This window comes from Brevibacterium renqingii, from assembly GCF_017808095.1.
Lineage (GTDB): Bacteria > Actinomycetota > Actinomycetes > Actinomycetales > Brevibacteriaceae > Brevibacterium > Brevibacterium renqingii.
Genome location: NZ_JADBHG010000003.1, coordinates 314,634 through 336,530 on the forward strand (window position 1 = coordinate 314,634; position 21,897 = coordinate 336,530).

Genomic DNA, 21,897 nt, shown 5'->3' on the forward strand with positions numbered 1-21,897 from the left:
GGCTGAGAGCGTGCAATCAAACTCTACCGCGCCGGGCGCCTGATTCGCTGAGCGTCATCACAGGCTGATCAGAGCAGCTGCGGGACTTTCCGGCTACCGACGGGTAGAGTGTGGTCGCGCGCACAGTCGCGGACCGCGCAGGAGCGGGTCCTGATGCGAAGGCGACATGCGCGAGACGACGACCGCGAGCGTGAAGGGAAAACGGTGAGCGAAGGAGCGAAACCGGTCAGCGATGCCGCTGCCGTCCGCGGCGCGGACGAACAGCCGAAGTGGAGAGCGGCCAAGAGGCCGGACCTCGCCGAGGCGGCCGCTCTGACATTCGGCGCACGTCGATTCGTCTCCCGTATCGGTCTGGGCATCCCCTTCCTGTTCATCCTCACCACGATCGCGGTCTCCTCCTCGTTGGGGCAGCCTCTGCGCGGCGGCTGGGACACCGGCGAGCTGGTCCTCTGGGCACTGGGGACGCTGCTCCTGCTGACTCCCTTCATCGCTGCGTTCGTCGTCATGCTCACCGCCCGGCGCGGCGGATTGGTCTGGACGACGGCGCTGATCTATGCCGTGGTCACCGGTCTGCTCGGAGTCGGCGTCGACATCACAGTCCTCGGCACAGATGCCTCGAGCGCCTCGCTGACACTCGTCTCCGCACTCATCGTGCAAGTCGTCCTCCTCGCCCCCGTCTGTGCCGCAGTGGCCTTCCTCGTCCACATCGTCCGCGAATCCGCTCGCCGTTGACTGCCGAGGGGAGACGCTCGGCGACGACCTCATCGGCTTCGCAACACGAGCCCGCGCGACTGGCAAAAAATTCGACAGCAGGTAGAATCGGGGCCGTGAGCAAACTTCGTCAGCACCGGGAAGAGCAGAGTGAACGTCCTCTGCAGAGGGTCATCGACGAGCGGGATCTCTCCGCCCGACCGCGATCGATCATCAGCGCCTATATCGCGCTGACGAAGCCGCGCGTCATCGAGCTGCTCCTGGTCACCACCGCGCCCGTGATGTTCCTGGCCGCTCACGGCATGCCGAACATCTGGCTTGTCATCAATACGCTCATCGGCGGTGCCGCCGCTGCGGCCTCGGCCTCTGTCTTCAACTGCTACGTCGATCGCGACATCGATGCGAAGATGGAGCGGACGAAGGACCGTCCTCTCGTCACGGGTGAGATCAGCCCTCGTGCCGCACTGATCTTCGCGATCGTGCTCGGCCTCGGCTCGATCTTCTGGCTCGGCGGGTTCACGAACTGGGTCACGGCCGGTCTCACCGCCTGTGCGATCCTGCTCTACGCCGTCTTCTACACCCTCATCCTCAAGCGCCGCACCTCGCAGAACATCGTATGGGGCGGAGCGGCCGGCTGCATGCCGGTGCTCATCGGCTGGTCTGCTGTGACCGGGGGAGTGGCCTGGGAGCCGGTGCTGCTCTTCCTCGTCGTGTTCTTCTGGACACCCCCGCACTACTGGCCGCTGGCGATCAAGTACAAGGCCGACTACGACGCGGCCGACGTGCCCATGCTGCCTTCGAAGGTTCCGCCGACCTCCGTCGGTCGGCAGATGATCCTTTACACGTGGGCGATGATCGCCTGTTCTCTGGCGCTCATTCCCGTCGCCCCGATGGGTCCGGTCTACACGATCGTGGCCGTCGGCGCCGGAGCCTGGTTCCTGTTCTCGTGCTACTCACTGGTCTCAAGGGCCAAGAAGGGCAAGGACGGCACATCGCTGCGGGCCATGAAGGTCTTCCACGGTTCGATCACGTACCTCTCGCTGCTCTTCCTCGCCGTGGCCGTCGACCCCTTCGTCGAAACGCTCATCCCCGGCATCTGGTGACAACCCGGGGCTGCCCCTGAGCTGTCTGCGCACCTGCGTTCTCGCAGCGTGTGAATCGAGGCCGGTTCCGGTCGAACCGCACAGCGGTATCGACAGGGACCGGCCTCGACTCGTATCACCATCGCGAACCTGGGAACCTCCACTGCGGACTCAGGCTTCCCGCCGCTGATTCCGGCAGCTCGACCGCGAACTCAGGGCCGCTGCGCCGCGAACTCAGACAGTTCCCCCGCGGACTCCTGAGGATCCAGGTCGTATCCCGCCGTTCCCACCGCGGGCGTCAGGGCCGGTCGAGGGCCGATGAAGTCCGTGCCGTTCGAGATCAGAAGGCCCCGACGTGTGCTCCCGGGTGCGATGAGGCAGCCCCGGTCCGTGGCATCAGGGCTGCTTCTCCGCGTGATGGAGACGTGGGTGTGATGATCAGGAGATGGACGTGACGCGAGCTCAGGCGACCGCAGTCAGGGAGCGTCCGCTCTCGGCGTCCGTGCTCCTCGGGTAGGCGCTGTCGAGGACGGCGACGCTTGCCGCGATGGTCGCGGAGAGGCCGACCATATGGAGGGCGACGAGCAGTTCGGGGACTCCGAGGAAGTACTGCACATATCCGATGAGTCCCTGCGCGATCTCGACGCCGAGGAGCACACCCAGCGGGGCGACCATCGCCGACTGGGCCTTGCGCTTCGCGATCACCAGGGAAGCGACGGTCGCGATGACGAGCAGCCAGACGGGGAAGGCGTGGGCACGGGTGATCCAGATGTTGTCGAGGCCGTTGCGGGTCGACATCGTCGAACCCGAGTGCGGGCCGGCGCCGGTGGTGAGCACGCCGAAGATGACGACGACAGCCGTCAGAGCGAGGATGATCCAGCCCAGCGCCGGCAGAGGGGCGGATGCCTTGGTCGTGAGTCTGACACCGCTGTCGTAGGTGCGGCGGACGAAGTATGTGGCGACGCCGACGGCGATCGCGGAGGGGACGAAGTGTCCGGCGACCACCCAGGGATTGAGCTTCGTCCACACGGTGATGCCGCCGACGACGGCCTGGACGGGGACGATGGCGAGCAGGCCGATGTTGAGCCAGAACAGATCGGGACGCTTCTTCCGATGCCTCCACAGCATGAGGGCGATGCCGACGCCGAGGATGGCCAGGACCACCGCGATGAGCCGGTTGCCGAACTCGATGTAGCTGTGGATGCCCATCTCACGAGTGGCCACGAGCGAATCCGGGGTGCATTTGGGCCAATCCGAGCAGCCCAGCCCGGAACCCGTGAGTCGGACGATGCCGCCGCTCAGGATGATTCCGCCCTGGGCGATGAGCATGGCCCAGGCGGCGATGCGGATCTTCTTCGTGACCACTTCACTCCTCATTCGAAACGGAACCACCTGCGCGCTGCAAGCGTTCCCACCAGCCCCCATACGAGGAGGACGATGACTGCCTTGATATCGATCCCGCCGTCTCCGATGGCGGCGCGCATGACGTCGCCGAGCGCTCCGGACGGCAGATAGCCCACGACCGTTCCCCATTCTCCCGGATGTGCGACGACGAGACCACCGACTCCGGCCATGAGAACCCAGATGAGGTTCGTCGCCGCCAGGGTCGCCTCGGCGCGGACCGTTCCGGCCATGAGCAGTCCGAGCGAGAGCAGGGACGCGGTGCCCAATACGGTGGCGAGGACGAGTCCGAGGACATCGATCGGACCGCGGAAGCCGAGCCCGAAGGCCACGGAGAAGACCAGTGCGAACTGGATGAGCACGACCATGATGACGGCCCCGAGCTTGCCGAGGATGAGCCCGTTCGTGCCCAACGGGGTTGTGGCCAGCTGCCGCAGCACCCCGTAGCGGCGGTCGAAGGCTGTGGCGATCGCCTGCCCGGTGAAGGCGCTCGAGGCCAGACTCAGGCTGAGCGCTCCCGGTACGGCGATGATCAGCGGATCGGTCGTGGAGTCGATGATGTCGAGACCCGCCAGCAGCGGAGTCTTCGCGAGGAAGACCAGCAGGCCGAGGGGGAAGACGAGGGAGAGCAGGAGCTGCTCGCCGTTGCGGAGCACGGAGACGGTCTCGAACCTCGTCTGGGAGGCGATTCGCCGCATTCTCATCGCAGCGGCCTCCCGGTCAGTTCGAAGAACACCCCGGCCAGGGACTGCGCGTGCATGTCCATGTCCGTGATCTGCAGTCCCGCCTCGGCGATCGCGGCACACACGGCCGCGATCTGGGCCGTGTTCGGTGCCTCCTCGACGGCGACGGCCGATCCGCGCGCCGAGGCGGGGGCGATGTCGTTGATCCGCGAGACCAGTTCCGGCGGGGCCGGTCGGTCGAGCCTGATGTCGAGGGTGCGGGAATCCGCCGAGGCGTTGCGCAGCTCCTCGGGGGCGCCCTGGGCGATGATGCGGCCGCGGTCGATGACGACGACCTCATCGGAGAGCTCTTCGGCCTCGGCGAGGTCATGGGTGGTGAGGACGACCGCGACTCCGCGATCGGCGAGGTCGCGGACGAACGTGTGGACGACCTCCCGCGCCTGCGGGTCGAGGCCCGCGCTCGGCTCGTCGAGGAAGACCAGGCGCGGCCGGCCGATGAGTGCGGCGGCGAGGGCCACCCGCTGCTTCTGACCGCCGGAGAGCCGGCGCATGGTGCGGCCGGAGAATTCGTGGAGGCCCAGCGGTTCGGCCAGCTCTGCTATCGGCAGAGGATCCTCGTAGAGCGAGGAGAGGTGCCGCAGCACCTGGAGAGGCTTCGCGCTCATCGGCAGCCCGCCGTCCTGAAGCATCACACCGGCCAGCTGTGAGGTCGTGGCATGCTCGCGGACCGGATCGTGTCCGAAGATCTCGACCGTGCCGGCGTCGGGGCGGCGCGTGCCCACAGCCAGGGAGATCGTCGTGGACTTGCCGGCTCCATTGGGCCCGAGGACGCCGAGGACGGAGCCGGAGCGCGCGGTGAGGTCGATACCGTCGACGACGCGGTGGGCGCCGTAGGAGTACTGGAGACCGCGAATGGTCAGGGCCGAAGATGACACCCATCCATTCTACGACGCGTCGAAAGCACCGGTGGTTAGGCTCACCTAGTTTTACGAAACAAATTACGCAACAATAGTGTTGTGTTAGTCAAGGAGGTGGATTATGGCTGCAAACGACACGGAGGATCGCCGAACCCGGCAGAAGGTCTTCCAGTCGGTGCTCGACGAAGGTCCGATCACCGCTTCGTCATTGGCCAAAGCCCTCGACCTGACCCCGGCGGCGATCCGTCGTCACCTGGATGCGCTGGAGACCGAGGGCCTCATCGAGGTTCGAGAGCTCGCCGGCAAGCAGGCGGGCAGAGGACGACCGGCCAGACACTATGTGGTCACGGCGGCCGGACACGACTCGGTCAGCCATTCCTATGACGAGCTGGCCGTGAACATCCTCCGCTACATGGAGGACCGGCACGGCAAGTCAGCGGTCGAGGGATTCACCGAGGACCTCGTGGCTCGTCTGCGGGATCGACTCGGACCCGAACTCGACAAGCGCGGTGGAACCACCGTGGCATCGCGTTCCCGAGCGCTGGCGACCGCTCTGACACGGGAAGGGTACGCCGCCTCGGCGACCCCGGTCGCGGCCGGGACCCCTCTCGAAGCGATGCAGCTGTGTCAGGGGCACTGTCCGATCCAGGCCGTGGCCGCGGAGTTCCCGGAGATCTGCGAAGCAGAGCTCGCGATGTTCTCCGACTACCTCGGCGTGGACGTCAGACGGCTGTCCTCGCTGGCACAGGGAGACCATGTGTGCACCACCCACATTCCGACATCGGAACTGACCAGACCACTCATCCACAGCAATGATCGACCTCAAGGAGGTTCACGATGACTGACACAGGCAATCGGATCATCGATGCGAATCCCGAGCTCAAAGACCTCGGGCAGTACGCATACGGTTGGCGTGACGAAGACGACAAGGGGCTGACCGCCGAGCGCGGCCTGAACGAGGACGTCGTCCGCAACATCTCGAAGCTCAAGGACGAACCGGAGTGGATGCTCAAGCGTCGGCTCAAGGCTCTGCGCCTCTACGACAAGAAGCCGCTGCCCAGCTGGGGCGCGGATCTGTCGACGCTGCCCTTCGACGACATCAAGTACTTCGTGCGCTCGACCGAGGGCCAGGCCCAGACGTGGGAAGATCTGCCCGAGGACATCCGCAACACCTATGACCGTCTGGGCATCCCCGAGGCCGAGAAGCAGCGCCTCGTCGCCGGCGTCGCCGCCCAGTACGAGTCCGAGGTCGTCTACCACAAGATCAACGAGGAACTCGAGTCGCAGGGCGTCATCTTCCTCGACACGGACACCGGTCTGCGTGAGCACCCCGAGCTGTTCGAAGAGTACTTCGGTTCGGTCATCCCGGCCGGTGACAACAAGTTCGCTGCGCTCAACACCGCTGTGTGGTCCGGCGGATCCTTCATCTATGTGCCCAAGGGCGTTCATGTCGAGATCCCGCTGCAGGCCTACTTCCGCATCAACACGGAGAACATGGGCCAGTTCGAGCGCACGCTCATCATCGCCGACGAAGGCTCCCACGTGCACTACGTCGAGGGCTGCACCGCTCCGATCTACAACACCGACTCCCTGCACTCGGCCGTCGTCGAGATCATCGTGAAGAAGGACGCCCATGTCCGCTACACGACGATCCAGAACTGGTCGAACAACGTCTACAACCTCGTCACCCAGCGGGCCATCGCCGAGGAGGGCGCACAGATGGAGTGGGTCGATGGCAACATCGGCTCGAAGGTGACCATGAAGTACCCCGGCGTGTGGATGACCGGCGAGCACGCTCGCGGTGAGACCCTGGCCGTGGCCTTCGCGGGCGAGGGACAGCACCAGGACACCGGTGCGAAGATGGTCCACGCCGCACCGAACACGCATTCGTCGATCGTGTCGAAGTCCGTCGCCCGCAGCGGCGGCCGCGCCGGATACCGCGGTCTCGTGCACGTGCATCCGGGAGCCGAGGGCTCGTCGAACAACGTCCTCTGCGATGCTCTGCTCGTCGACAACATCTCCCGCTCGGACACATACCCCTACATCGACATCCGTGAAGACGATGTCACTCTCGGTCACGAGGCGACCGTATCGAAGGTCAGTGAGGACCAGCTGTTCTACCTCATGTCCCGCGGTATGGAGGAGACCGAGGCGATGGCGATGATCGTGCGCGGCTTCGTCGAGCCGATCGCGCGTGAGCTGCCGATGGAGTACGCGCTCGAACTCAACCGCCTCATCGAACTGCAGATGGAAGGTGCAGTGGGCTGATCCTCTCCGCCCACCACCGACCTGCCTGACAAGGAGTTTTCACGTGACAGATACCACCAACCCACTCGGAGTCTCGGAGCATTCGCACGGCGGGGACGTCCACGTTCCGCTGTCCAAGCGCGACGACCGCACCCGCAGCTTCGATCCTGCCGACTTCCCCGTTCCGACCGGACGCGAAGAGGAATGGCGCTTCTCGCCGGTGCGCAAGATCAGCGACTTCTTCGCCGATGAGGCCACCGATGCACGACTGAAGATCGACTCCGATCTGCCCACAGGGCTCTCGGTCGAGGAGATCTCCCTCGAGGCCGCTCAGGAACTCGGCATCCTCGAGCCGGAGGACCGTCCCTCGGTCGTGGCCGCCAAGCGCGCCCCCGTCGTCACCCACTACTCGGTGCCGGCGAACACGGAGCTGGAGAAGGCCGCGATCATCCATGCCGATGGTCAGGGCGACCGGATCACCCATGGCCACATCGTCGTCTCCGTCGGGGCCAACGCGAAGGCGACCATCGTCGTCGAGCATGAGGGACTGAGCCGCTATTCGGAGCTCGTCTCCCTCGTCGTCGGCGACGGCGCGGATGTCACCTTCGTGTCCCTGCAGCTGTGGGACGACGGTTCCCAGCACATGGGCCAGCACGACGCGATCGTGGGCAAGGATGCGAAGTTCAAGCACATCCACATCACCCTCGGCGGTGACATCGTGCGTCTGAACACGAATGTGCGCTATTCGGCGCCCGGCGGAGAGGCCGAACTGCTCGGTCTCTACTTCGCCGATGCCGGTCAGCACCTCGAGCACCGGACCTACATCGACCACAATTCTGCGAAGGCGACCTCGAACGTCCACTACAAGGGCGCTCTGCAGGGCAAGGACGCACGCAGCGTCTGGATCGGCGATGTGCTCATCCGTCCCGAGGCTCTGGGCATCGACACCTACGAACTCAACCGCAACCTCATCCTCACCGACGGGGCGCGGGCGGACTCGGTGCCGAACCTCGAGATCGAGACCGGCGACATCGAAGGCGCCGGGCATGCCTCCTCGACGGGACGCTTCGACGAGGAGCACCTGTTCTATCTCATGAGCCGCGGCATTCCCGAAGAGGTCGCCCGTCAGCTCGTGGTGCGCGGGTTCTTCAACGAGGTGATCCAGAAGATCCAGGTGCCCGAGATCGAGGATGTGCTCAACGAGCGCATCGAGGACGAACTGTCCCGGAGCGTTCTGTGACCATGATCGACGTGGCCGCCACCGATGAGGTGGGCCCCGGCGGAACCATGCGCATCGAAGTCGGCGAGTTCGAGATCTGCATCGCCCGCGACTCCGATGGCACGATCCATGCGATCGACGACCTGTGCACCCATGGTGAGGTGTCGCTGGCCGAAGGCGATGTCGAAGACTGCACGATCGAGTGCTGGCTGCATGGATCGCAGTTCGACCTCAACTCGGGCAAGCCGGTGAACCCGCCGGCCTTCGAGCCCGTTGCGGTCTATGACTGCAAGGAGATCGCCGGCCGCATCCTCGTCGACCCGAACACCATTCTCAACTGACCTCACGAACGAAGAAAAAGGATGAATATGTCCACTCTCAAGATCGAAGACCTGCACGTCGGTGTCACCACCGAGACCGGCCTCAAGCCGATCCTCAACGGCATCAACCTCGAGATCAGCTCGAACGAGACCCATGCGATCATGGGCCCCAACGGCTCCGGCAAGTCGACTCTGGCCTACGCTCTGGCCGGTCACCCGAAGTACGAGGTGACCTCCGGTTCGGTCACCCTCGACGGTGAGGACGTGCTCGACATGTCCGTCGACGAGCGCGCCAAGGCCGGCCTGTTCCTGGCCATGCAGTACCCCGTCGAGGTTCCCGGCGTGACCGTGACGAACTTCCTCCGTTCGGCCAAGACCGCGATCGACGGAGAGGCACCGAAGCTGCGCAACTGGACGAAGGACCTCAAGCAGGCCATGGAGAACCTGCGCGTGGATCCCGCATTCGCCAGCCGCAATGTCAACGAAGGATTCTCCGGCGGCGAGAAGAAGCGCCACGAGATCCTCCAGCTCGAGATGCTCAAGCCGAAGTTCGCCGTCCTCGACGAGACCGACTCCGGCCTCGACGTCGATGCCCTGCGGATCGTGTCCGAAGGCGTCAACCGCGTCAAGGGCGTCACCGACGTCGGCGTCATGCTCATCACGCACTACACCCGCATCCTCAACTACATCACGCCCGATCACGTCCACGTGATCATCAACGGCAAGGTGGCCGAGGAAGGCGGACCGGAACTGGCCGAACGTCTCGAGAACGAAGGCTACGACCGCTTCTTCGCTGCCGGCGTCTGATGTTCGCACGTCTGAGGGGCGACTTCCCGATCCTCGATGCGAGGGTCGGGAAGTCGCCGCTGTCGTATCTCGACTCCGGCGCGACTTCGCAGAAGCCGCAGTGTGTCATCGACACATTCATCGAGTACTTCCAGCAGCGCAATGCCGCCGTCCATCGGGGCGCACATTCTCTGGCAGTCGATGCCACCGAAGCCTTCGAGAACGGGCGCATCGCCGTCGCGGAGCTCGTCGGAGGCGCCCCCGAACAGGTGTGCTGGACGAAGAACGCCACGGAGGCTCTCAACATCGTCGCCATGGGCATCGATCGGGCCAGCCGGGGGTTCGGGGGACAGGCGGCCGAACGCTTCGTCCTGGGTCCCGAGGACTCGATCGTGGTCACCGAGATGGAGCATCACGCGAACCTCGTGCCCTGGCAGCAGCTGGCCGCATCCACCGGTGCGCAGCTGCGTTGGCTGCCGGTCACCGAGACCGGTGAACTCGACCTGAGCAGCCTCGAGACCATCGTCGACGACTCGACTAAGGTGCTGGCCTTCACGCATGTGTCGAACGTGCTCGGCACCATCAATCCCGTCAAGCGGCTCGTGGCCCGAGCCCGCGAGGTCGGGGCGTACATCGTCCTCGACGCCTGCCAGTCCGTGCCGCATATGCCGGTGGACTTCACCGACCTCGACATCGACTTCGCCGCGTTCTCCGCTCACAAAGCGCTCGGTCCCACGGGCCTGGGCGTGCTGTGGGGCCGGACCGAACTGCTCGACGCGCTGCCTCCGGTGCTCACCGGAGGGTCGATGATCACCACGGTGACCATGGAGGCAGCGCAGTTCATGCCGGCCCCGCAGCGCTTCGAAGCCGGCACCCAGCCGGTGGCCGAGGTCGCGGCCTTCGCCACCGCTGTCGGCTATCTCGCCGAGGTGGGGCTCGAGCAGATCTTCGACCACGAGCGCGAGCTCGCCGGCATCCTGCTCGACGGCATCGCCGAGATCCCCGGCATCCGGGTGCTCGGAACGGCGGAGAACCGGATCGGGACCGTGGCCTTCGACGTCGACGGCGTCCATGCCCACGACGTCGGACAGTACCTCGACGGGCAGGGGGTCGCCGTGCGCGTCGGCCACCACTGCGCCCAGCCGCTGCACCGCAGATTCGGAGCCACCGCCTCGACCCGGGCGAGCACCTACCTGTACAACAACGCCGAGGACTGCCAGCGGTTCCTGACCGCACTGGCAGAGGTCCGTCCCTTCTTCGGGGTCCAGTGAGAGAGGGAGTGCAGCGATGAGCACACCGATGGAGCAGCTCTACCAACAGGTCATCCTCGACCAGTCGCGAGCACGGATCGGCAACACCGATCTGCTCCGCGACTCCGCCCAGGCACCGCACGGCAGTTCGCATCAGGTGAATCCCACGTGCGGTGATGAGATCGAACTCGAGACCGAGCTGCTCGATGACGATCATCTCGCCGTGCGCTGGACAGGCGACGGCTGTTCGATCTCGATGGCCTCGGCCTCGGTGCTCTCCGAGCTGGCCGCGGAGAACTCGGTCGCTGAGATGCTGCAGATCGAATCGGCTTTCCACGAACTCATGCATTCTCGTGGGACAATGGAGGCGGATGAGGGCATTCTCGGGGACGCCGCGGCGTTCACGGGGGTGTCGAAGTTCCCGGCCAGGATCAAATGCGCTCTCCTGTCCTGGATGGCGTTCAAGGACGCACTCAACCAAGCACAAGCAGCTCGTGAGGAGAAACACCATGCCTGAAGTCATAGACGCACCGCAGAATGCGAGCGTCGACGAAGTGCGCGAAGCGATGATGGACGTCGTCGATCCCGAGCTCGGTGTCAACATCGTCGATCTCGGTCTCGTCTACGGAATCTCGGTCGAGGACGACGGCACCGCCGTGATTGAGATGACGCTGACCTCGGCGGCCTGCCCGCTGACCGACGTCATCGAGGATCAGACGGCACAGTCCCTCGAGGGGATCGTGCCCGCCTACCGCATCAACTGGGTCTGGATGCCGCCATGGGGCCCGGAGAAGATCACCGAGGACGGCCGCGAGCAGATGCGGGCACTGGGGTTCAACATCTGAGCAGTCCGCTGCGAGATTCGCCAGCGAGACGACCCACCAGGGCCAACACCGACACCGTCGCCGAGGCGGGGCACCCGATCCGGGTCCCCGCCTCGGCGTGCGTCGTGCGACCGTGAGCAGTCGGCCAGATCGTGTCCCGGACGGCCGGGGTCGCAGACATCACCGCCCCGGAGCGGCGGTCAGGGCGATGGACGTGAAAGAATGGAATCCGACTTTCCAAGGAGAACCATTGACGATCATCGCTGCCGCGGACGGCTCCGCGCTCGGAAACCCGGGTCCGGCCGGGTGGGCCTGGTATATCGACGAGGGCTGCTGGCACGCCGGCGGCTGGAAGAACGCGACGAACAACCGCGGTGAGCTCATGGCCGTACTCGACCTGCTGCGGTCGACAGCGGACAGCGGGGAGGACCTCAAGGTCTTCTGCGATTCCCAATACGTCATCAACGCTCTGACGAAGTGGATGCCCGGCTGGAAGCGGAAGGGCTGGAAGAAGGCCGACGGGAAAGAGGTGCTCAATCGGGACCTTCTCGAACTCCTCGACTCCGCGCTCACAGGCCGCGAGGTCGAATTCGAGTGGGTCAAGGGGCACAGCAACCACGCGATGAACGAGGCGGCCGACGAACGTGCCAGGGCCGCAGCCACGGCCTATCAGAAGGGCACGGAGGTCCCCGAAGGCCCCGGATATGTCCCCGCGGGGGCACCGACGTCACGGTCGGCGCCCGCCACGGACACGATGCCCACGGAAGACCCAGCGCCGGTATCGACAACGGCATCCGCCCCGGCGGGGGAGACCACGACCGTCATCTCCTGTCGCGTATCCGCAGCCGTCGCAGACGAACTCGTCGCACGGGCGAAGGCCCGCGGCATCCACCCCCAAGAATTCCTGGCCGAACTCATCGGCCGCAGTTTGGAGACAGAATGATTCAGGCCTCCGGCCTCGAAGTCGCCGTCGGCGCCCGCACCCTCATGTCCGAGGTGTCCTTCCGCGTGGACAAGGGAGACCGTGTCGGTCTCGTCGGCCGCAACGGTGCAGGCAAGACCACCCTGACCAAGGTCATCATGGGCAGACATCCGTCCGCCGCCGGCTCCGTTTCGGTCTCCGGAACCGTCGGCTACCTGCCGCAGGACCCCCGCAGCGGAGACCTCGAGGCCACCGGACTCGAACGCATCCTCTCGGCCCGCGAACTCGACGTGCTCGTCAAACGCCTGCGCAAGGCCGAACGGCAGATGGCCTCGCCGGATGAGAAGGTGGCGACGAAGGCCATCGACCGCTACCCGCGCATCGAAGCCGAGTTCATCGCCGCCGGCGGCTACGCGGCCGAATCCGAGGCCTTCGCGATCGCGGCGAACCTCGGTCTCGACGAAGCGCTGATCAACCAGGAGATCGGAACGCTCTCAGGAGGTCAGCGACGCCGAGTCGAACTCGCCCGGATCCTGTTCTCGGCTCCGGACACAATGATCCTCGATGAGCCGACGAACCACCTCGACGCCGAGTCCGTGCTGTGGCTGCGCGACCACCTCAAGACCTATTCGGGAGGGCTGGTCATCATCAGCCACGACCTCGACCTCATCGACGAGGTGGTCAACAAGGTATTCTTCCTCGACGCCACGAGGCAGACCATCGACATCTACTCGATGGGCTACCGGCTCTATCTCAAACAGCGTGAGGACGATGAGAGGCGCCGCCGTCGGGAGCGGGCGAACGCGGAGAAGAAGGCCGCGGCACTCAATGCCCAGGCCGACAAGATGATGGCGAAGGCGACGAAGACCGTTGCCGCCCAGCAGATGGCCAAACGCGCCGAACGGCTGCTGGCCGGCCTCGAGGACGAACGCACCACCGAGAAGGTCGCGAACCTCAGATTCCCTGCCCCCGCTGACTGCGGGCGCGTTCCGCTGACAGCCGAGGGACTGTCCCGCAGCTTCGGATCGACCGAGGTGTTCACCGGCGTCGATCTCGCCGTCGACAAGGGCACGCGTGTCGTCGTGCTCGGCTACAACGGTGCCGGAAAGACGACGCTGCTGCGTCTTCTGGCAGACCTCGACGAACCGGATTCGGGGAAGGTCGTGCCCGGTCACGGGCTCAAGCTCGGCTACTATGCGCAGGAGCACGAGACCCTCGACCTCGAGCGCACGGTGCTGGAGAACATGACCCGCAGCTCCCCGCATCTCGACGACACCGCAGTGCGCAATGTGCTCGGTTCGTTCCTCTTCAGCGGCGACGATGTGCACAAACCCGCTGGAGTGCTCTCCGGCGGAGAGAAGACGCGTCTGGCGCTGGCCACTCTTGTGGTCTCGAGCGCAAATGTGCTGCTGCTCGACGAGCCGACGAACAACCTCGATCCTGCCTCTCGTGAGGAGATCCTCTCAGCGATCCGCCGCTACGAGGGCGCGATCGTGCTCGTCACCCACGACGAGGGGGCTGTGTCCGCCCTCGACCCGGATCGGGTGCTGCTTCTGCCCGACGGAGATGAGGATCTGTGGAACGACAGCTACCTCGATCTGGTCACCCTGGCCTGAGACGCGGCGGACCGGGTCATTTCGACCGGAAGCGCTCCTCAAGCATGGCGTCCTCCTCGGCCTCGGCCTGCCCGTGGACACCGGGGGAGCTGAAGCGGTTTCGACCGTAGCGGCTGCCCGGCTGACTGACTTTCGCCCCGGCGTCGAGCGCAGCTTTGTCGATGACGACGAATTCGTTGTCGCTGCCTCCGCGCGCGCCCGCCTCGGCGGCGGCCTTGCGTTCCCGGCGGGCCGAGATCGTGACGGCGATGATGATCATGATCCCGAAGGCGAACCACTGGAGCATATAGGACAGATGGTTGCCCGGATCGAGATCCGGCATCGGCAAGGCGGTCAGCCCCTCCTCCGCGGGGCCGTCGCCCGATTCGGCCGAGGTCTCCGCATACACGTGGGAATAGGAGTCCTCCATGCCGGGGATGCGGGCCGGGTCGATGGCCTTGATCATTCCCCGGGGATTGTCATCCTCGGAACCGTCCTGGGCCGGTCGCAGGTGTGCGATCACGGTCTGCTCCCCGCGGGGAGCCGGGGGAACCGAGTCCTCTTCGGCAGTGAAGCCCCTGACCACGGCGATCGTCGACCCATCCTTCAGCTCGAAGGGGGTCACCACGTAGAATCCCGGTCTGTCGTTCACGGTGCGGTTGCGGGCGAGCACCGTGTCCGCATCGGAGAACTGCCCCGTCAGCGACACCTGCGTCCACTCATCGGTGGTGGCGAGGGTGGAATCGGTGCTCGAGAGCACCGTGTCGATGGCGACGGGGTCGGCCGAGTAGTTCGCGGTGATCGTGTCGATCTCCTGCTCCCGCTGTTCCCTGCGGTCCTTCTGCCACAGGGCGAGGAACACGCAGGCGATGACGACGACGATCGCCATGGCGATGTACTTGAGCCAGCGTGCGCTGAGAAGGAAGGAATAGCGACTCAACCGGCGTCCTCCGGAATGTCGTCGATGGATACATCACCGATGTAGAAATCGCGGAGGGTCAGGAAGCTGCTCAGATGCTCGAGATGTTCATCGCAGGCCAGCCAGGTCTTCTTGCGTTCAGGAGTGTGCAGGCGGGGGTTGTTCCACAGGATCGCCCGGGTCGCAGGCGCCCGGCATCCCTTGGCCGAACACTGAAGCTCCTCGCTCACGTGCCTTCACCCCTGTTCCTGTCGTCGTCTTCCGTGCCGCCGTCATCCTTCGTGCCGTCGTCGGTCTCCGTCGCATCGACGGCTTCTCCGGAGATCGTGTCCCCTTGGACAGTCTCGCCGCGGGCCGGCGGCAGCTCCGCCAGCGGAGCCTCGTCGATCAGCGCAGTCTGGTCGTCGCGCGTGCGTTCACGACCGGCATTGGCGAAGATCACGGCCGGATAGGGCAGCACCACGGCTCCGGCGACGCAGATCCACATGAGCACATGCAGATCGGCCCTGAAAGTGACATAGGCGGCGACGAAGCAGACCGTCCTGATGCCCATGGTGATCGAATACTTGATGATCCGAGACCTCATATCATCGTCAAGGGCGGTGTCTGCCGTTGTGATCTGCTGCGAGTGCCTGACCATATCCTTCTTCGATCGATGACTGCCAAACATGATACTCGTCCTTTGTGAGAGTCATATCCATTGACCGGGGGACAGGATAGGTTTGTCCACGATAGATTTGCACACACAGTCGATCAACAGGAGTCATCAGTGTCAGAACCACGCACCGTCCTCGTCACCGGCGGCAACCGCGGCATCGGCCGCACCATCGCCGAGGAGTTCCTCGCGCAGGGAGACAGGGTGGCCGTCACCTCCCGCAACGGGCAGGCCCCTGAGGGCGCTCTGGCCGTCGCCGCCGATGTCACCGACACCGAATCCATCGATCGGGCTTTCTCCGAGATCGAGGAGAAGCTCGGACCCGTCGAGGTGGTCGTGGCCAACGCCGGCATCACCGCCGACAATCTGCTCATGCGGATGAACGACGACGAATTCGAATCCGTGGTCGACACGAACCTCACGGGAGCGTTCCGGACCGTCAAACGTGCCATCACCGGAATGATCCGTGCCAAGCGGGGCCGCATCGTCCTCATCTCCTCGGTGTCGGGGCTCTACGGCGTGCCGGGACAGGCGAACTACTCGGCGTCGAAGGCCGGTCTCGTCGGCCTCGCCCGCTCGATCACGCGGGAGCTCGGTTCCCGCGGGATCACCGCCAATGTCGTGGCCCCGGGCTTCATCCGCACCGATATGACCGACGAGCTCAGCGAGAAGCAGCGCTCGGAGTACCTTTCCACGATCCCGGCCAAGCGCTTCGCCGAGGCCGAGGAGGTCGCCAAGGTCGTCCGCTGGGTGGCCTCCGACGAAGCCGCATACATCTCCGGCGCCGTCCTCCCCGTCGACGGCGGCCTGGGCATGGGCCACTGAGGCCGGACCCACCAGTCCGATCGGCACCGGCCGAAATCTCCTGCGATGCGGCCGAGGCTGTCCATTGCCCGTAGACTTCACCCCAGAGACGCCGCCTTCCGCGGCGCCGACAGATCACCATCCCTGAAGAAAGGACCACCATGGGAATCCTCGACGGAAAGCGCATTCTCGTCACCGGCGTGCTCACAGAGGCATCGATCGCCTTCGCCGCCGCCCGCATCGCACAGGAGCAGGGAGCCGAGGTCATCCTCTCGAGCTTCGGCCGTCAGATGAAGATCACTCAGGTGATCGCCGAGCGTTTGCCGCAGACTCCGAAGGTCATCGAGCTCGACGCCACGAACGAAGAGGATCTCGCGGCCCTGCCCGAACGCCTCGAGGGCAATATCGACGGCATCGTCCACGCGATCGCCTTCGCCCCGAAGGACGCTCTCGGCGGCGTCTTCCTCGACACCCCGTGGGAGTCGGTCTCCGGCGCGATCCACGTCTCCGCCTACTCGCTCAAGGCGATCGCCGTGGCCGCCAAGCCCGTGCTCAACAAGGGCGCCGGAATCGTCGGCCTGACCTTCGATGCGACGATCTCCTGGCCCGTCTACGACTGGATGGGTGTGGCCAAGGCCGCCTTCGAGTCCACCGCCCGCTACCTCGCCAAGTACGTCGGCGAAGACGGTGTGCGCGTCAACCTCGTCTCGGCCGGTCCGCTCAAGACGACCGCAGCCACCTCGATCCCCGGCTTCGGCACCCTCGAGGACATGTGGGGCGACCGGGCGCCGCTGGGCTGGGACCAGACGGACACCACTCCCGCCGGCAAGGCGATCGTCGCCCTGCTCTCGGACTGGTTCCCCGCCACCACCGGCGAAATGGTCCACGTCGACGGCGGCTTCCACTCCACCGGAGCCTGAGACTCCCATGCCTGTGCTCATCCTCGCCCGCCACGCCAAGGCGGAGGCGGAAGGTCCCACCGACTTCGAACGGTCCTTGGATTCCAAAGGTCTGGCCCAGGCCGTCGAAGCCGGCGCCGAGATCGCCGAACGGTGGCCGCCCGATGTCGCCATCGCATCGGCGGCCCGCCGGACGGTCCAGACCGGGCAGGCCGTCGTCGAAGCGGTCAACCGGGCCCACGGCGGGTCCCTCGACGATCCGGGCAGCCTCGCGCTGCGCGAGGACGCCTCGCTCTACGCCGGAGCGATCGACGACTGGCTGGATGCGATCAATTCGATCCCGGCGGACTCGCAGTGTGCCTATATCGTCGGCCACCAGCCGGCCGTCTCCGAGGTGATCGGCCATCTCAATCCGGCCGGCGGGGTTCCGGCCGCGTTCCGTCCCTCCTCGATCGCGGTCTTCGACCTCGAGAGCTGGGACCTGGAGCCCGGGGAGTATCCGGCACCGCAGATCCGGGTCTTCCACGGAGTCTGAGCTGCGCACTCCCGCGAGGTGTGCTGCCCGATGAGTGAGGCCCTCCGAACCGAACGGTTCGGAGGGCCTCAGTCGTCTCCGGTCGCTTCCGAGGGCCGCGGTCGTCTCCGATGCGGTTCACGGACGAATCATGTGCCGGCCGTGGACCGGGCGTCTTCGCGGACGGCGATGAGGTCGAGCACCTTGCGCAGATCCCGGGTGGTCACCGAGGCATCGGCGGCTTCGACGAGGGCGGGTTTCGCGCAGAATGCGACCCCGAGCCCGGCCGCGCGGATCATGCCGATGTCATTGGCTCCATCGCCGACGGCCACGGTCGCCTCCCGCGCATAGCCGCCCGCGGTCACGAGGTCCGCGAAGATCTCCGCCTTCGCGCTCGGGTCGATGACCCGTCCGGCCGTGCGCCCGGTGAGAGTCCCGTTCTCGACCTCGAGATGATTGGCGAAGACGTCGGTGATGCCCAGCCGTGCGGCCACGGGAGCGATGATCGGGGCGAAGCCTCCGGAGACGAGCGCCACCTGCCCTCCGCCTGTCTGCACCGCAGCGACGAGCTCGGCTGCCCCTGGGGTGAGGGTGATCTGCGATCGCACATCGTCGAGCACGGTCTCCGGCAGCCCCGCCAGCAGCGCCACCCGTTCGGCCAGGGACGCTGCGAAGTCGAGCTGACCGGCCATCGCGCGCTCGGTGATGGCGGCGACCTGATCTCCGAGGCCGGCGTGGGCGGCGATGAGGTCGATGACCTCCTCATTGATGAACGTCGAGTCGACGTCCATGACAAGCAGCTGGACGGGAATCTGGGCGGTCGAAGTCTCATTCACCCCTTCATCGTAGCCACTGCCATGATGTAGTCCGCGGCGGCGGGGTGCAGCTGAGACAGCAGGGCGCCGAACTGCGGCGGGGAGACGGTTGCCGGGGCGAGCACGGTGCGCATCCGGTGGTGGATGTCGAGTGCGGCGTAGATCGCTCGGGAATCGGCCTCGGTGGGGATGAGGCGAGAGATCGGATGTGACGTCGACAGCTCCTCCTGCCAATCCCGCCACGGTCCTTGCCGCCATTCCTCCGGCACCTCGAGGGATTCGATGAGACCGAGTCCCTCCATCACGAGCAGCCGCAGCCGGCGCAGGGCCTCGGCGGAGGTGCCCACGGTGACCGGACGGTAGAGAGTCGGCCGGCAGGCGATGATCTCGACGTTCGCCTCGGCGCCGATGAGCGCGACTGCAGCCTGCTCGGATCCGCGATGGAGGACGACCGGGGCGCTGTGCCGACCGACTTTCGTGCGCGCGGCCCGGTCGACCGGGGGAGTGGTGTGCGGCAGTGAGGGGTGGTGCAGCGCGAGGCGGGCGTGGGTGATCCCGGCAGCGGCCGCGGCGGCTGCGAACATCAGCAGGCCGGTCGGAGAGGCGGTGGCGAACACCTCGTCGGAGACGATGAGAGGAACATCACGGTCGTCGTCGAGGAACGCGGCACTGACCTCGTCAGGGGCGAGGGTCGAGCGCAGGCGGTGGTTGATCGCCAGGGTCAGCAGAAGTGAGTCGGTCGTCTGGTCCATGTCGAACCAGAATAGACCGCCCGCCTGCGATAGAGTCTGAGGATATGAGTGATGTCCTGACTTTGGATTCCGTGTCCGTGCGCCGGGGGGCCGATTTCCTCCTCGAAGATTTCTCGCTGACCGTCGCCGAGGGCGAGCACTGGGCGGTGCTCGGACCCAATGGTGCGGGCAAGACCACCCTGCTCGAGCTCGCCGCCGGACGCATGCACCCGACGACGGGCACGGTCGGCATTCTCGAAGAGCGTCTGGGGCGTGTCGATGTGTTCGAACTGCGTCCGCGCATCGGCTACGCATCGACTGCGCTGGCCAGCCGCATTCCGAACTCCGAGGCGGTGCTGGACACCGTGCTCACCGCCGCCTACGGAGTCACAGGACGGTGGGTCGAGGAGTACGAGCAGGACGACATCGACCGTGCGCACGACCTGCTGTCCGCGTTCAACATCACACATCTTGCCGAGCGCACCTTCGGCACTCTGTCCGAGGGCGAACGCAAACGAGTCCAGATCGCCCGCGCGCTCATGACCGACCCGGAGCTGCTGCTGCTCGACGAGCCGGCCTCGGGCCTCGACCTCGGCGGCCGTGAGGAGCTGCTGGGCGCTCTGTCGGAGATCCTGTCCTCGAAATGGGCACCGGCGACCATCATGGTCACCCACCACGTCGAAGAGATCCCGGCGGGGATCACACATGTGCTTCTGCTCTCGGAGGGCACGGATCTGGCTGCCGGTCCGATCGAGGAGACGCTCACCGCGGACAATCTCGCCGCAACCTTCGGCGTCGACGTCAAGCTCACCCGCGACGGTCAGCGCTACCACGCTCGTTCCGCGCGCTGAGCATGGAGCTGTGGCAGAGTCTCAGCCTCGAACCGTGGCAGATCGCGCTGATCGTCCTCGCCGGCATCGCCGCCGGCGGCATCAACGCCGTCGTCGGATCGGGCACACTCATCACCTTCCCTGCGCTCGTGGCCTTCGGGGTCGCGCCCGTCGTGTCGACGATGAGCAACGCGGTGGGCCTCATCCCGGGCAACATCGCTTCGTCGTTCGGCTATCGTGAGGAGCTGCGCGGCCAGTGGAAGCGGATCCTCGGATTCGTCCCGGCCTCCCTGCTGGGATCCCTGACCGGCGCGTATCTGCTGCTGCACCTGCCCGAGGACGCCTTCGAGACGATCGTGCCGGTCCTCCTCGTCGTGGCCCTGGTCATGGTCGTCGGCCAGCCCTACCTGTCGCGCTATCTCAAAGAACGCTCCCTGCGCCGGGCTCACAGGGCCGGCATCGAGCACACCACGGCCTCCGTCGGCGACCGCCTGTCGACCGGCCGGTACCTGGCCGTCCTGCTCGTCGTCTTCCTCACCGCGATCTACGGCGGCTACTTCGCTGCAGCCCAGGGCATCATCCTCATCGCCCTGCTCGGTCTTCTGCTGCCCGACGATCTGCAGCGGCTGAACGGCCTGAAGAACGTCCTCGTCCTCGTCGTCAACACGGTCTCGGCGAGCACCTACATCATCGTCGGCCACGACCGGATCAACTGGGTCGCAGTGGTCTGCATCGCGGTCGGCTCCCTCATCGGCGGCTACTTCGGAGCCCGGATCGGCCGGAGGTTCTCGCCGGTGCTGCTGCGCTCGGTCATCGTCGTCCTCGGCATCGTCGCGATCTGGAGGATCCTCACGCTGTGAACACACCGGCCAAGGCGCCGCTGACCCGGCAGCAGGTCATCGACCGGGCGGGCGAACTCGGGATCGCCGCCGAACGGCTGCGGTTCTTCGATGAGGATGCGCTGACCGGCGAAGCAGCGGCAGCCGGCCGCACGAGCGCATCCGAACTCTCCGATTACACGCAGCTGACCGACGTCGGGCTGCGCAGCGTACGCGAACCCGTCGAGGGACTGTTCATCGCCGAATCCTCGAAGATCATCCGCCGGGCCCATGCCGCCGGAATGGTGCCGCGGTCCTACCTGACCAGTCCGAAGTGGCTGTTCGACCTCGCCGACGTCATCGCCGGCAACGATGTCCCGATCCATATCGGCACGGACTCGGCGGTCGAATCGCTCACCGGCTTCCACCTGCACCGAGGAGCGCTGGCAGCCATGCACCGGCCGCAGCTTCCCGATCCCGCTTCGTTGGTGGAGACAGCCCGACGCATCGTCGTCATCGAGGACATCGTCGACCACACGAACGTGGGCGCGATCTTCCGTTCGGCAGCGGCCTTCGGCGTCGACGCCGTGCTCGTCACCCCTCGCTGCGCCGACCCGCTCTACCGACGTTCGATCAGAGTCTCCATGGGCACGGTGTTCCAGGTTCCCTGGGCTCGGATCGAATCTTGGCCGGCCGACATCCGCACGTTGCAGGAAAGCGGCTTCCACGTGGCCGCACTGGCTCTGGACGATGACTCCGTGGCGCTGCGGGATTTCGCGGCGACCGCACCCGAACGCACCGCAGTCGTCTTCGGAACCGAGGGCGAGGGCCTGCGCAGGTCGACGATTCGAGCCTGCGATTCGACCGTGATGATTCCCATGAGCGGGGGAGTCGACTCCCTCAACGTCGCTGCCGCCTCGGCGGTGGCCTGCTTCGCGCTGCAGAAGGACTGACC

26 protein-coding genes are annotated in these 21,897 nt (G+C 65.8%); 18 read left to right on the forward strand and 8 right to left on the reverse strand.

What is annotated here, in order from left to right:
• Window positions 1-204: 204 nt before the first annotated feature.
• Both IIE29_RS08805 and IIE29_RS08810 read left to right on the forward strand, forming a co-directional pair.
• Entirely contained in the window at window positions 205-732 is a 528-nt protein-coding gene (locus tag IIE29_RS08805; protein ID WP_209324858.1) for a hypothetical protein, read from the forward strand.
• Between the two features lie 95 nt (window positions 733-827).
• Complete coding sequence (locus IIE29_RS08810) at window positions 828-1,814, forward strand: heme o synthase (RefSeq protein ID WP_209324859.1); 987 nt, start codon at window positions 828-830, stop codon at window positions 1,812-1,814.
• A 441-nt stretch (window positions 1,815-2,255) separates the two neighbouring features.
• Here the strand turns inward: IIE29_RS08810 and IIE29_RS08815 are convergent, their stop codons facing one another.
• The 3 genes from IIE29_RS08815 to IIE29_RS08825 are packed head-to-tail and all read right to left on the reverse strand — an operon-like array spanning window position 2,256 to window position 4,812.
• The gene (locus IIE29_RS08815) at window positions 2,256-3,158 is read right to left on the reverse strand and encodes a COX15/CtaA family protein (protein WP_209324860.1); all 903 of its coding nucleotides are present in this window, start codon (window positions 3,156-3,158) and stop codon (window positions 2,256-2,258) included.
• Between the two features lie 8 nt (window positions 3,159-3,166).
• Window positions 3,167-3,898: an ABC transporter permease gene (locus IIE29_RS08820; protein ID WP_209324861.1), complete on the reverse strand. Its 732-nt coding sequence runs from the start codon at window positions 3,896-3,898 to the stop codon at window positions 3,167-3,169.
• A complete protein-coding gene (locus IIE29_RS08825; protein WP_209324862.1) occupies window positions 3,895-4,812 on the reverse strand; it encodes an ABC transporter ATP-binding protein in 918 nt (305 codons plus the stop codon). The genes IIE29_RS08820 and IIE29_RS08825 overlap by 4 nt, the downstream gene beginning before the upstream one ends.
• A 103-nt stretch (window positions 4,813-4,915) precedes the next feature.
• On the opposite strand from IIE29_RS08825, the gene IIE29_RS08830 reads away from it, so the two are divergent.
• The 10 genes from IIE29_RS08830 (at window position 4,916) to IIE29_RS08875 (ending at window position 13,978) form a co-directional block, all read left to right on the forward strand.
• The gene (locus IIE29_RS08830) at window positions 4,916-5,635 is read left to right on the forward strand and encodes a helix-turn-helix transcriptional regulator (RefSeq protein WP_209324863.1); all 720 of its coding nucleotides are present in this window, start codon (window positions 4,916-4,918) and stop codon (window positions 5,633-5,635) included.
• A complete protein-coding gene (gene sufB, locus IIE29_RS08835) occupies window positions 5,632-7,062 on the forward strand; it encodes a Fe-S cluster assembly protein SufB (protein WP_209324864.1) in 1,431 nt (476 codons plus the stop codon). Before IIE29_RS08830 ends, sufB begins: the two co-directional genes overlap by 4 nt.
• A gap of 43 nt (window positions 7,063-7,105) precedes the next feature.
• Window positions 7,106-8,281, forward strand: a complete 1,176-nt coding sequence (gene sufD / locus IIE29_RS08840) for a Fe-S cluster assembly protein SufD (protein WP_209324865.1) — start codon at window positions 7,106-7,108, stop codon at window positions 8,279-8,281.
• The gene (locus IIE29_RS08845) at window positions 8,278-8,601 is read left to right on the forward strand and encodes a non-heme iron oxygenase ferredoxin subunit (protein ID WP_209324866.1); all 324 of its coding nucleotides are present in this window, start codon (window positions 8,278-8,280) and stop codon (window positions 8,599-8,601) included. The genes sufD and IIE29_RS08845 overlap by 4 nt, the downstream gene beginning before the upstream one ends.
• Window positions 8,602-8,628: 27 nt before the next feature.
• Window positions 8,629-9,387, forward strand: a complete 759-nt coding sequence (gene sufC / locus IIE29_RS08850) for a Fe-S cluster assembly ATPase SufC (protein ID WP_209324867.1) — start codon at window positions 8,629-8,631, stop codon at window positions 9,385-9,387.
• A complete protein-coding gene (locus IIE29_RS08855) occupies window positions 9,387-10,637 on the forward strand; it encodes a SufS family cysteine desulfurase (RefSeq protein ID WP_209324868.1) in 1,251 nt (416 codons plus the stop codon). The genes sufC and IIE29_RS08855 overlap by 1 nt, the downstream gene beginning before the upstream one ends.
• A gap of 16 nt (window positions 10,638-10,653) precedes the next feature.
• Window positions 10,654-11,133 carry a Fe-S cluster assembly sulfur transfer protein SufU gene (gene sufU / locus IIE29_RS08860; protein ID WP_209324869.1) on the forward strand — a complete coding sequence of 160 codons (480 nt, stop codon included), beginning with the start codon at window positions 10,654-10,656 and terminating at the stop codon, window positions 11,131-11,133.
• Entirely contained in the window at window positions 11,126-11,461 is a 336-nt protein-coding gene (locus IIE29_RS08865; protein ID WP_209324870.1) for a metal-sulfur cluster assembly factor, read from the forward strand. Before sufU ends, IIE29_RS08865 begins: the two co-directional genes overlap by 8 nt.
• A 229-nt stretch (window positions 11,462-11,690) precedes the next feature.
• Entirely contained in the window at window positions 11,691-12,383 is a 693-nt protein-coding gene (locus tag IIE29_RS17225; RefSeq protein ID WP_209324871.1) for an RNase H family protein, read from the forward strand.
• Window positions 12,380-13,978, forward strand: a complete 1,599-nt coding sequence (locus IIE29_RS08875; RefSeq protein ID WP_209324872.1) for an ABC-F family ATP-binding cassette domain-containing protein — start codon at window positions 12,380-12,382, stop codon at window positions 13,976-13,978. Before IIE29_RS17225 ends, IIE29_RS08875 begins: the two co-directional genes overlap by 4 nt.
• Before the next feature lie 16 nt (window positions 13,979-13,994).
• Here IIE29_RS08875 and IIE29_RS08880 read toward each other — a convergent pair whose 3' ends face one another.
• The 3 genes from IIE29_RS08880 to IIE29_RS08890 are packed head-to-tail and all read right to left on the reverse strand — an operon-like array spanning window position 13,995 to window position 15,546.
• The gene (locus tag IIE29_RS08880) at window positions 13,995-14,897 is read right to left on the reverse strand and encodes an SURF1 family cytochrome oxidase biogenesis protein (protein WP_209324873.1); all 903 of its coding nucleotides are present in this window, start codon (window positions 14,895-14,897) and stop codon (window positions 13,995-13,997) included.
• A complete protein-coding gene (locus IIE29_RS08885; RefSeq protein WP_209324874.1) occupies window positions 14,894-15,106 on the reverse strand; it encodes a hypothetical protein in 213 nt (70 codons plus the stop codon). The genes IIE29_RS08880 and IIE29_RS08885 overlap by 4 nt, the downstream gene beginning before the upstream one ends.
• Window positions 15,103-15,546 carry a DUF3099 domain-containing protein gene (locus tag IIE29_RS08890; protein ID WP_343071853.1) on the reverse strand — a complete coding sequence of 148 codons (444 nt, stop codon included), beginning with the start codon at window positions 15,544-15,546 and terminating at the stop codon, window positions 15,103-15,105. Before IIE29_RS08890 ends, IIE29_RS08885 begins: the two co-directional genes overlap by 4 nt.
• Before the next feature lie 99 nt (window positions 15,547-15,645).
• Here IIE29_RS08890 and IIE29_RS08895 point away from each other — a divergent pair, with 99 nt between their 5' ends.
• The 3 genes from IIE29_RS08895 (at window position 15,646) to IIE29_RS08905 (ending at window position 17,769) form a co-directional block, all read left to right on the forward strand.
• Window positions 15,646-16,356 carry a beta-ketoacyl-ACP reductase gene (locus IIE29_RS08895; RefSeq protein WP_209324875.1) on the forward strand — a complete coding sequence of 237 codons (711 nt, stop codon included), beginning with the start codon at window positions 15,646-15,648 and terminating at the stop codon, window positions 16,354-16,356.
• Between the two features lie 140 nt (window positions 16,357-16,496).
• Window positions 16,497-17,255 (forward strand): enoyl-ACP reductase FabI, encoded by a 759-nt coding sequence (gene fabI / locus IIE29_RS08900; protein WP_209324876.1) that lies wholly within the window; start codon window positions 16,497-16,499, stop codon window positions 17,253-17,255.
• Between the two features lie 7 nt (window positions 17,256-17,262).
• Window positions 17,263-17,769 carry a SixA phosphatase family protein gene (locus IIE29_RS08905; protein ID WP_209324877.1) on the forward strand — a complete coding sequence of 169 codons (507 nt, stop codon included), beginning with the start codon at window positions 17,263-17,265 and terminating at the stop codon, window positions 17,767-17,769.
• A 128-nt stretch (window positions 17,770-17,897) separates the two neighbouring features.
• Here the strand turns inward: IIE29_RS08905 and serB are convergent, their stop codons facing one another.
• Both serB and IIE29_RS08915 read right to left on the reverse strand, forming a co-directional pair.
• Complete coding sequence (gene serB, locus IIE29_RS08910) at window positions 17,898-18,584, reverse strand: phosphoserine phosphatase SerB (RefSeq protein WP_209324878.1); 687 nt, start codon at window positions 18,582-18,584, stop codon at window positions 17,898-17,900.
• Entirely contained in the window at window positions 18,581-19,315 is a 735-nt protein-coding gene (locus tag IIE29_RS08915; RefSeq protein ID WP_209324879.1) for a hypothetical protein, read from the reverse strand. Before IIE29_RS08915 ends, serB begins: the two co-directional genes overlap by 4 nt.
• Before the next feature lie 44 nt (window positions 19,316-19,359).
• Between IIE29_RS08915 and IIE29_RS08920 the strand changes: the two genes are divergently transcribed.
• Genes IIE29_RS08920 through IIE29_RS08930 form a run of 3 tightly spaced genes read left to right on the forward strand, consistent with a single transcriptional unit; the run spans window position 19,360 to window position 21,895 of the window.
• A complete protein-coding gene (locus IIE29_RS08920) occupies window positions 19,360-20,145 on the forward strand; it encodes an ABC transporter ATP-binding protein (RefSeq protein WP_209324880.1) in 786 nt (261 codons plus the stop codon).
• 2 nt (window positions 20,146-20,147) lie between these two features.
• A complete protein-coding gene (locus tag IIE29_RS08925; RefSeq protein ID WP_209324881.1) occupies window positions 20,148-20,984 on the forward strand; it encodes a sulfite exporter TauE/SafE family protein in 837 nt (278 codons plus the stop codon).
• Window positions 20,981-21,895 carry a TrmH family RNA methyltransferase gene (locus IIE29_RS08930; protein ID WP_209324882.1) on the forward strand — a complete coding sequence of 305 codons (915 nt, stop codon included), beginning with the start codon at window positions 20,981-20,983 and terminating at the stop codon, window positions 21,893-21,895. Before IIE29_RS08925 ends, IIE29_RS08930 begins: the two co-directional genes overlap by 4 nt.
• Window positions 21,896-21,897: the final 2 nt, after the last annotated feature.

Coding starts and splice junctions, on each gene's coding strand:
- IIE29_RS08830 (WP_209324863.1), top strand. CDS start 4,916: ATGGCTGCAAACGACACGGAGGATCGCCGAACCCGGCAGAAGGTCTTC.
- sufU (WP_209324869.1), top strand. CDS start 10,654: ATGAGCACACCGATGGAGCAGCTCTACCAACAGGTCATCCTCGACCAG.
- IIE29_RS08855 (WP_209324868.1), top strand. CDS start 9,387: ATGTTCGCACGTCTGAGGGGCGACTTCCCGATCCTCGATGCGAGGGTC.
- IIE29_RS08865 (WP_209324870.1), top strand. CDS start 11,126: ATGCCTGAAGTCATAGACGCACCGCAGAATGCGAGCGTCGACGAAGTG.
- fabI (WP_209324876.1), top strand. CDS start 16,497: ATGGGAATCCTCGACGGAAAGCGCATTCTCGTCACCGGCGTGCTCACA.
- IIE29_RS08820 (WP_209324861.1), bottom strand. CDS start 3,898: ATGAGAATGCGGCGAATCGCCTCCCAGACGAGGTTCGAGACCGTCTCC.
- sufC (WP_209324867.1), top strand. CDS start 8,629: ATGTCCACTCTCAAGATCGAAGACCTGCACGTCGGTGTCACCACCGAG.
- IIE29_RS08925 (WP_209324881.1), top strand. CDS start 20,148: ATGGAGCTGTGGCAGAGTCTCAGCCTCGAACCGTGGCAGATCGCGCTG.
- IIE29_RS08920 (WP_209324880.1), top strand. CDS start 19,360: ATGAGTGATGTCCTGACTTTGGATTCCGTGTCCGTGCGCCGGGGGGCC.
- IIE29_RS08890 (WP_343071853.1), bottom strand. CDS start 15,546: ATGTTTGGCAGTCATCGATCGAAGAAGGATATGGTCAGGCACTCGCAG.
- IIE29_RS08875 (WP_209324872.1), top strand. CDS start 12,380: ATGATTCAGGCCTCCGGCCTCGAAGTCGCCGTCGGCGCCCGCACCCTC.
- IIE29_RS08905 (WP_209324877.1), top strand. CDS start 17,263: ATGCCTGTGCTCATCCTCGCCCGCCACGCCAAGGCGGAGGCGGAAGGT.
- IIE29_RS08915 (WP_209324879.1), bottom strand. CDS start 19,315: ATGGACCAGACGACCGACTCACTTCTGCTGACCCTGGCGATCAACCAC.
- sufB (WP_209324864.1), top strand. CDS start 5,632: ATGACTGACACAGGCAATCGGATCATCGATGCGAATCCCGAGCTCAAA.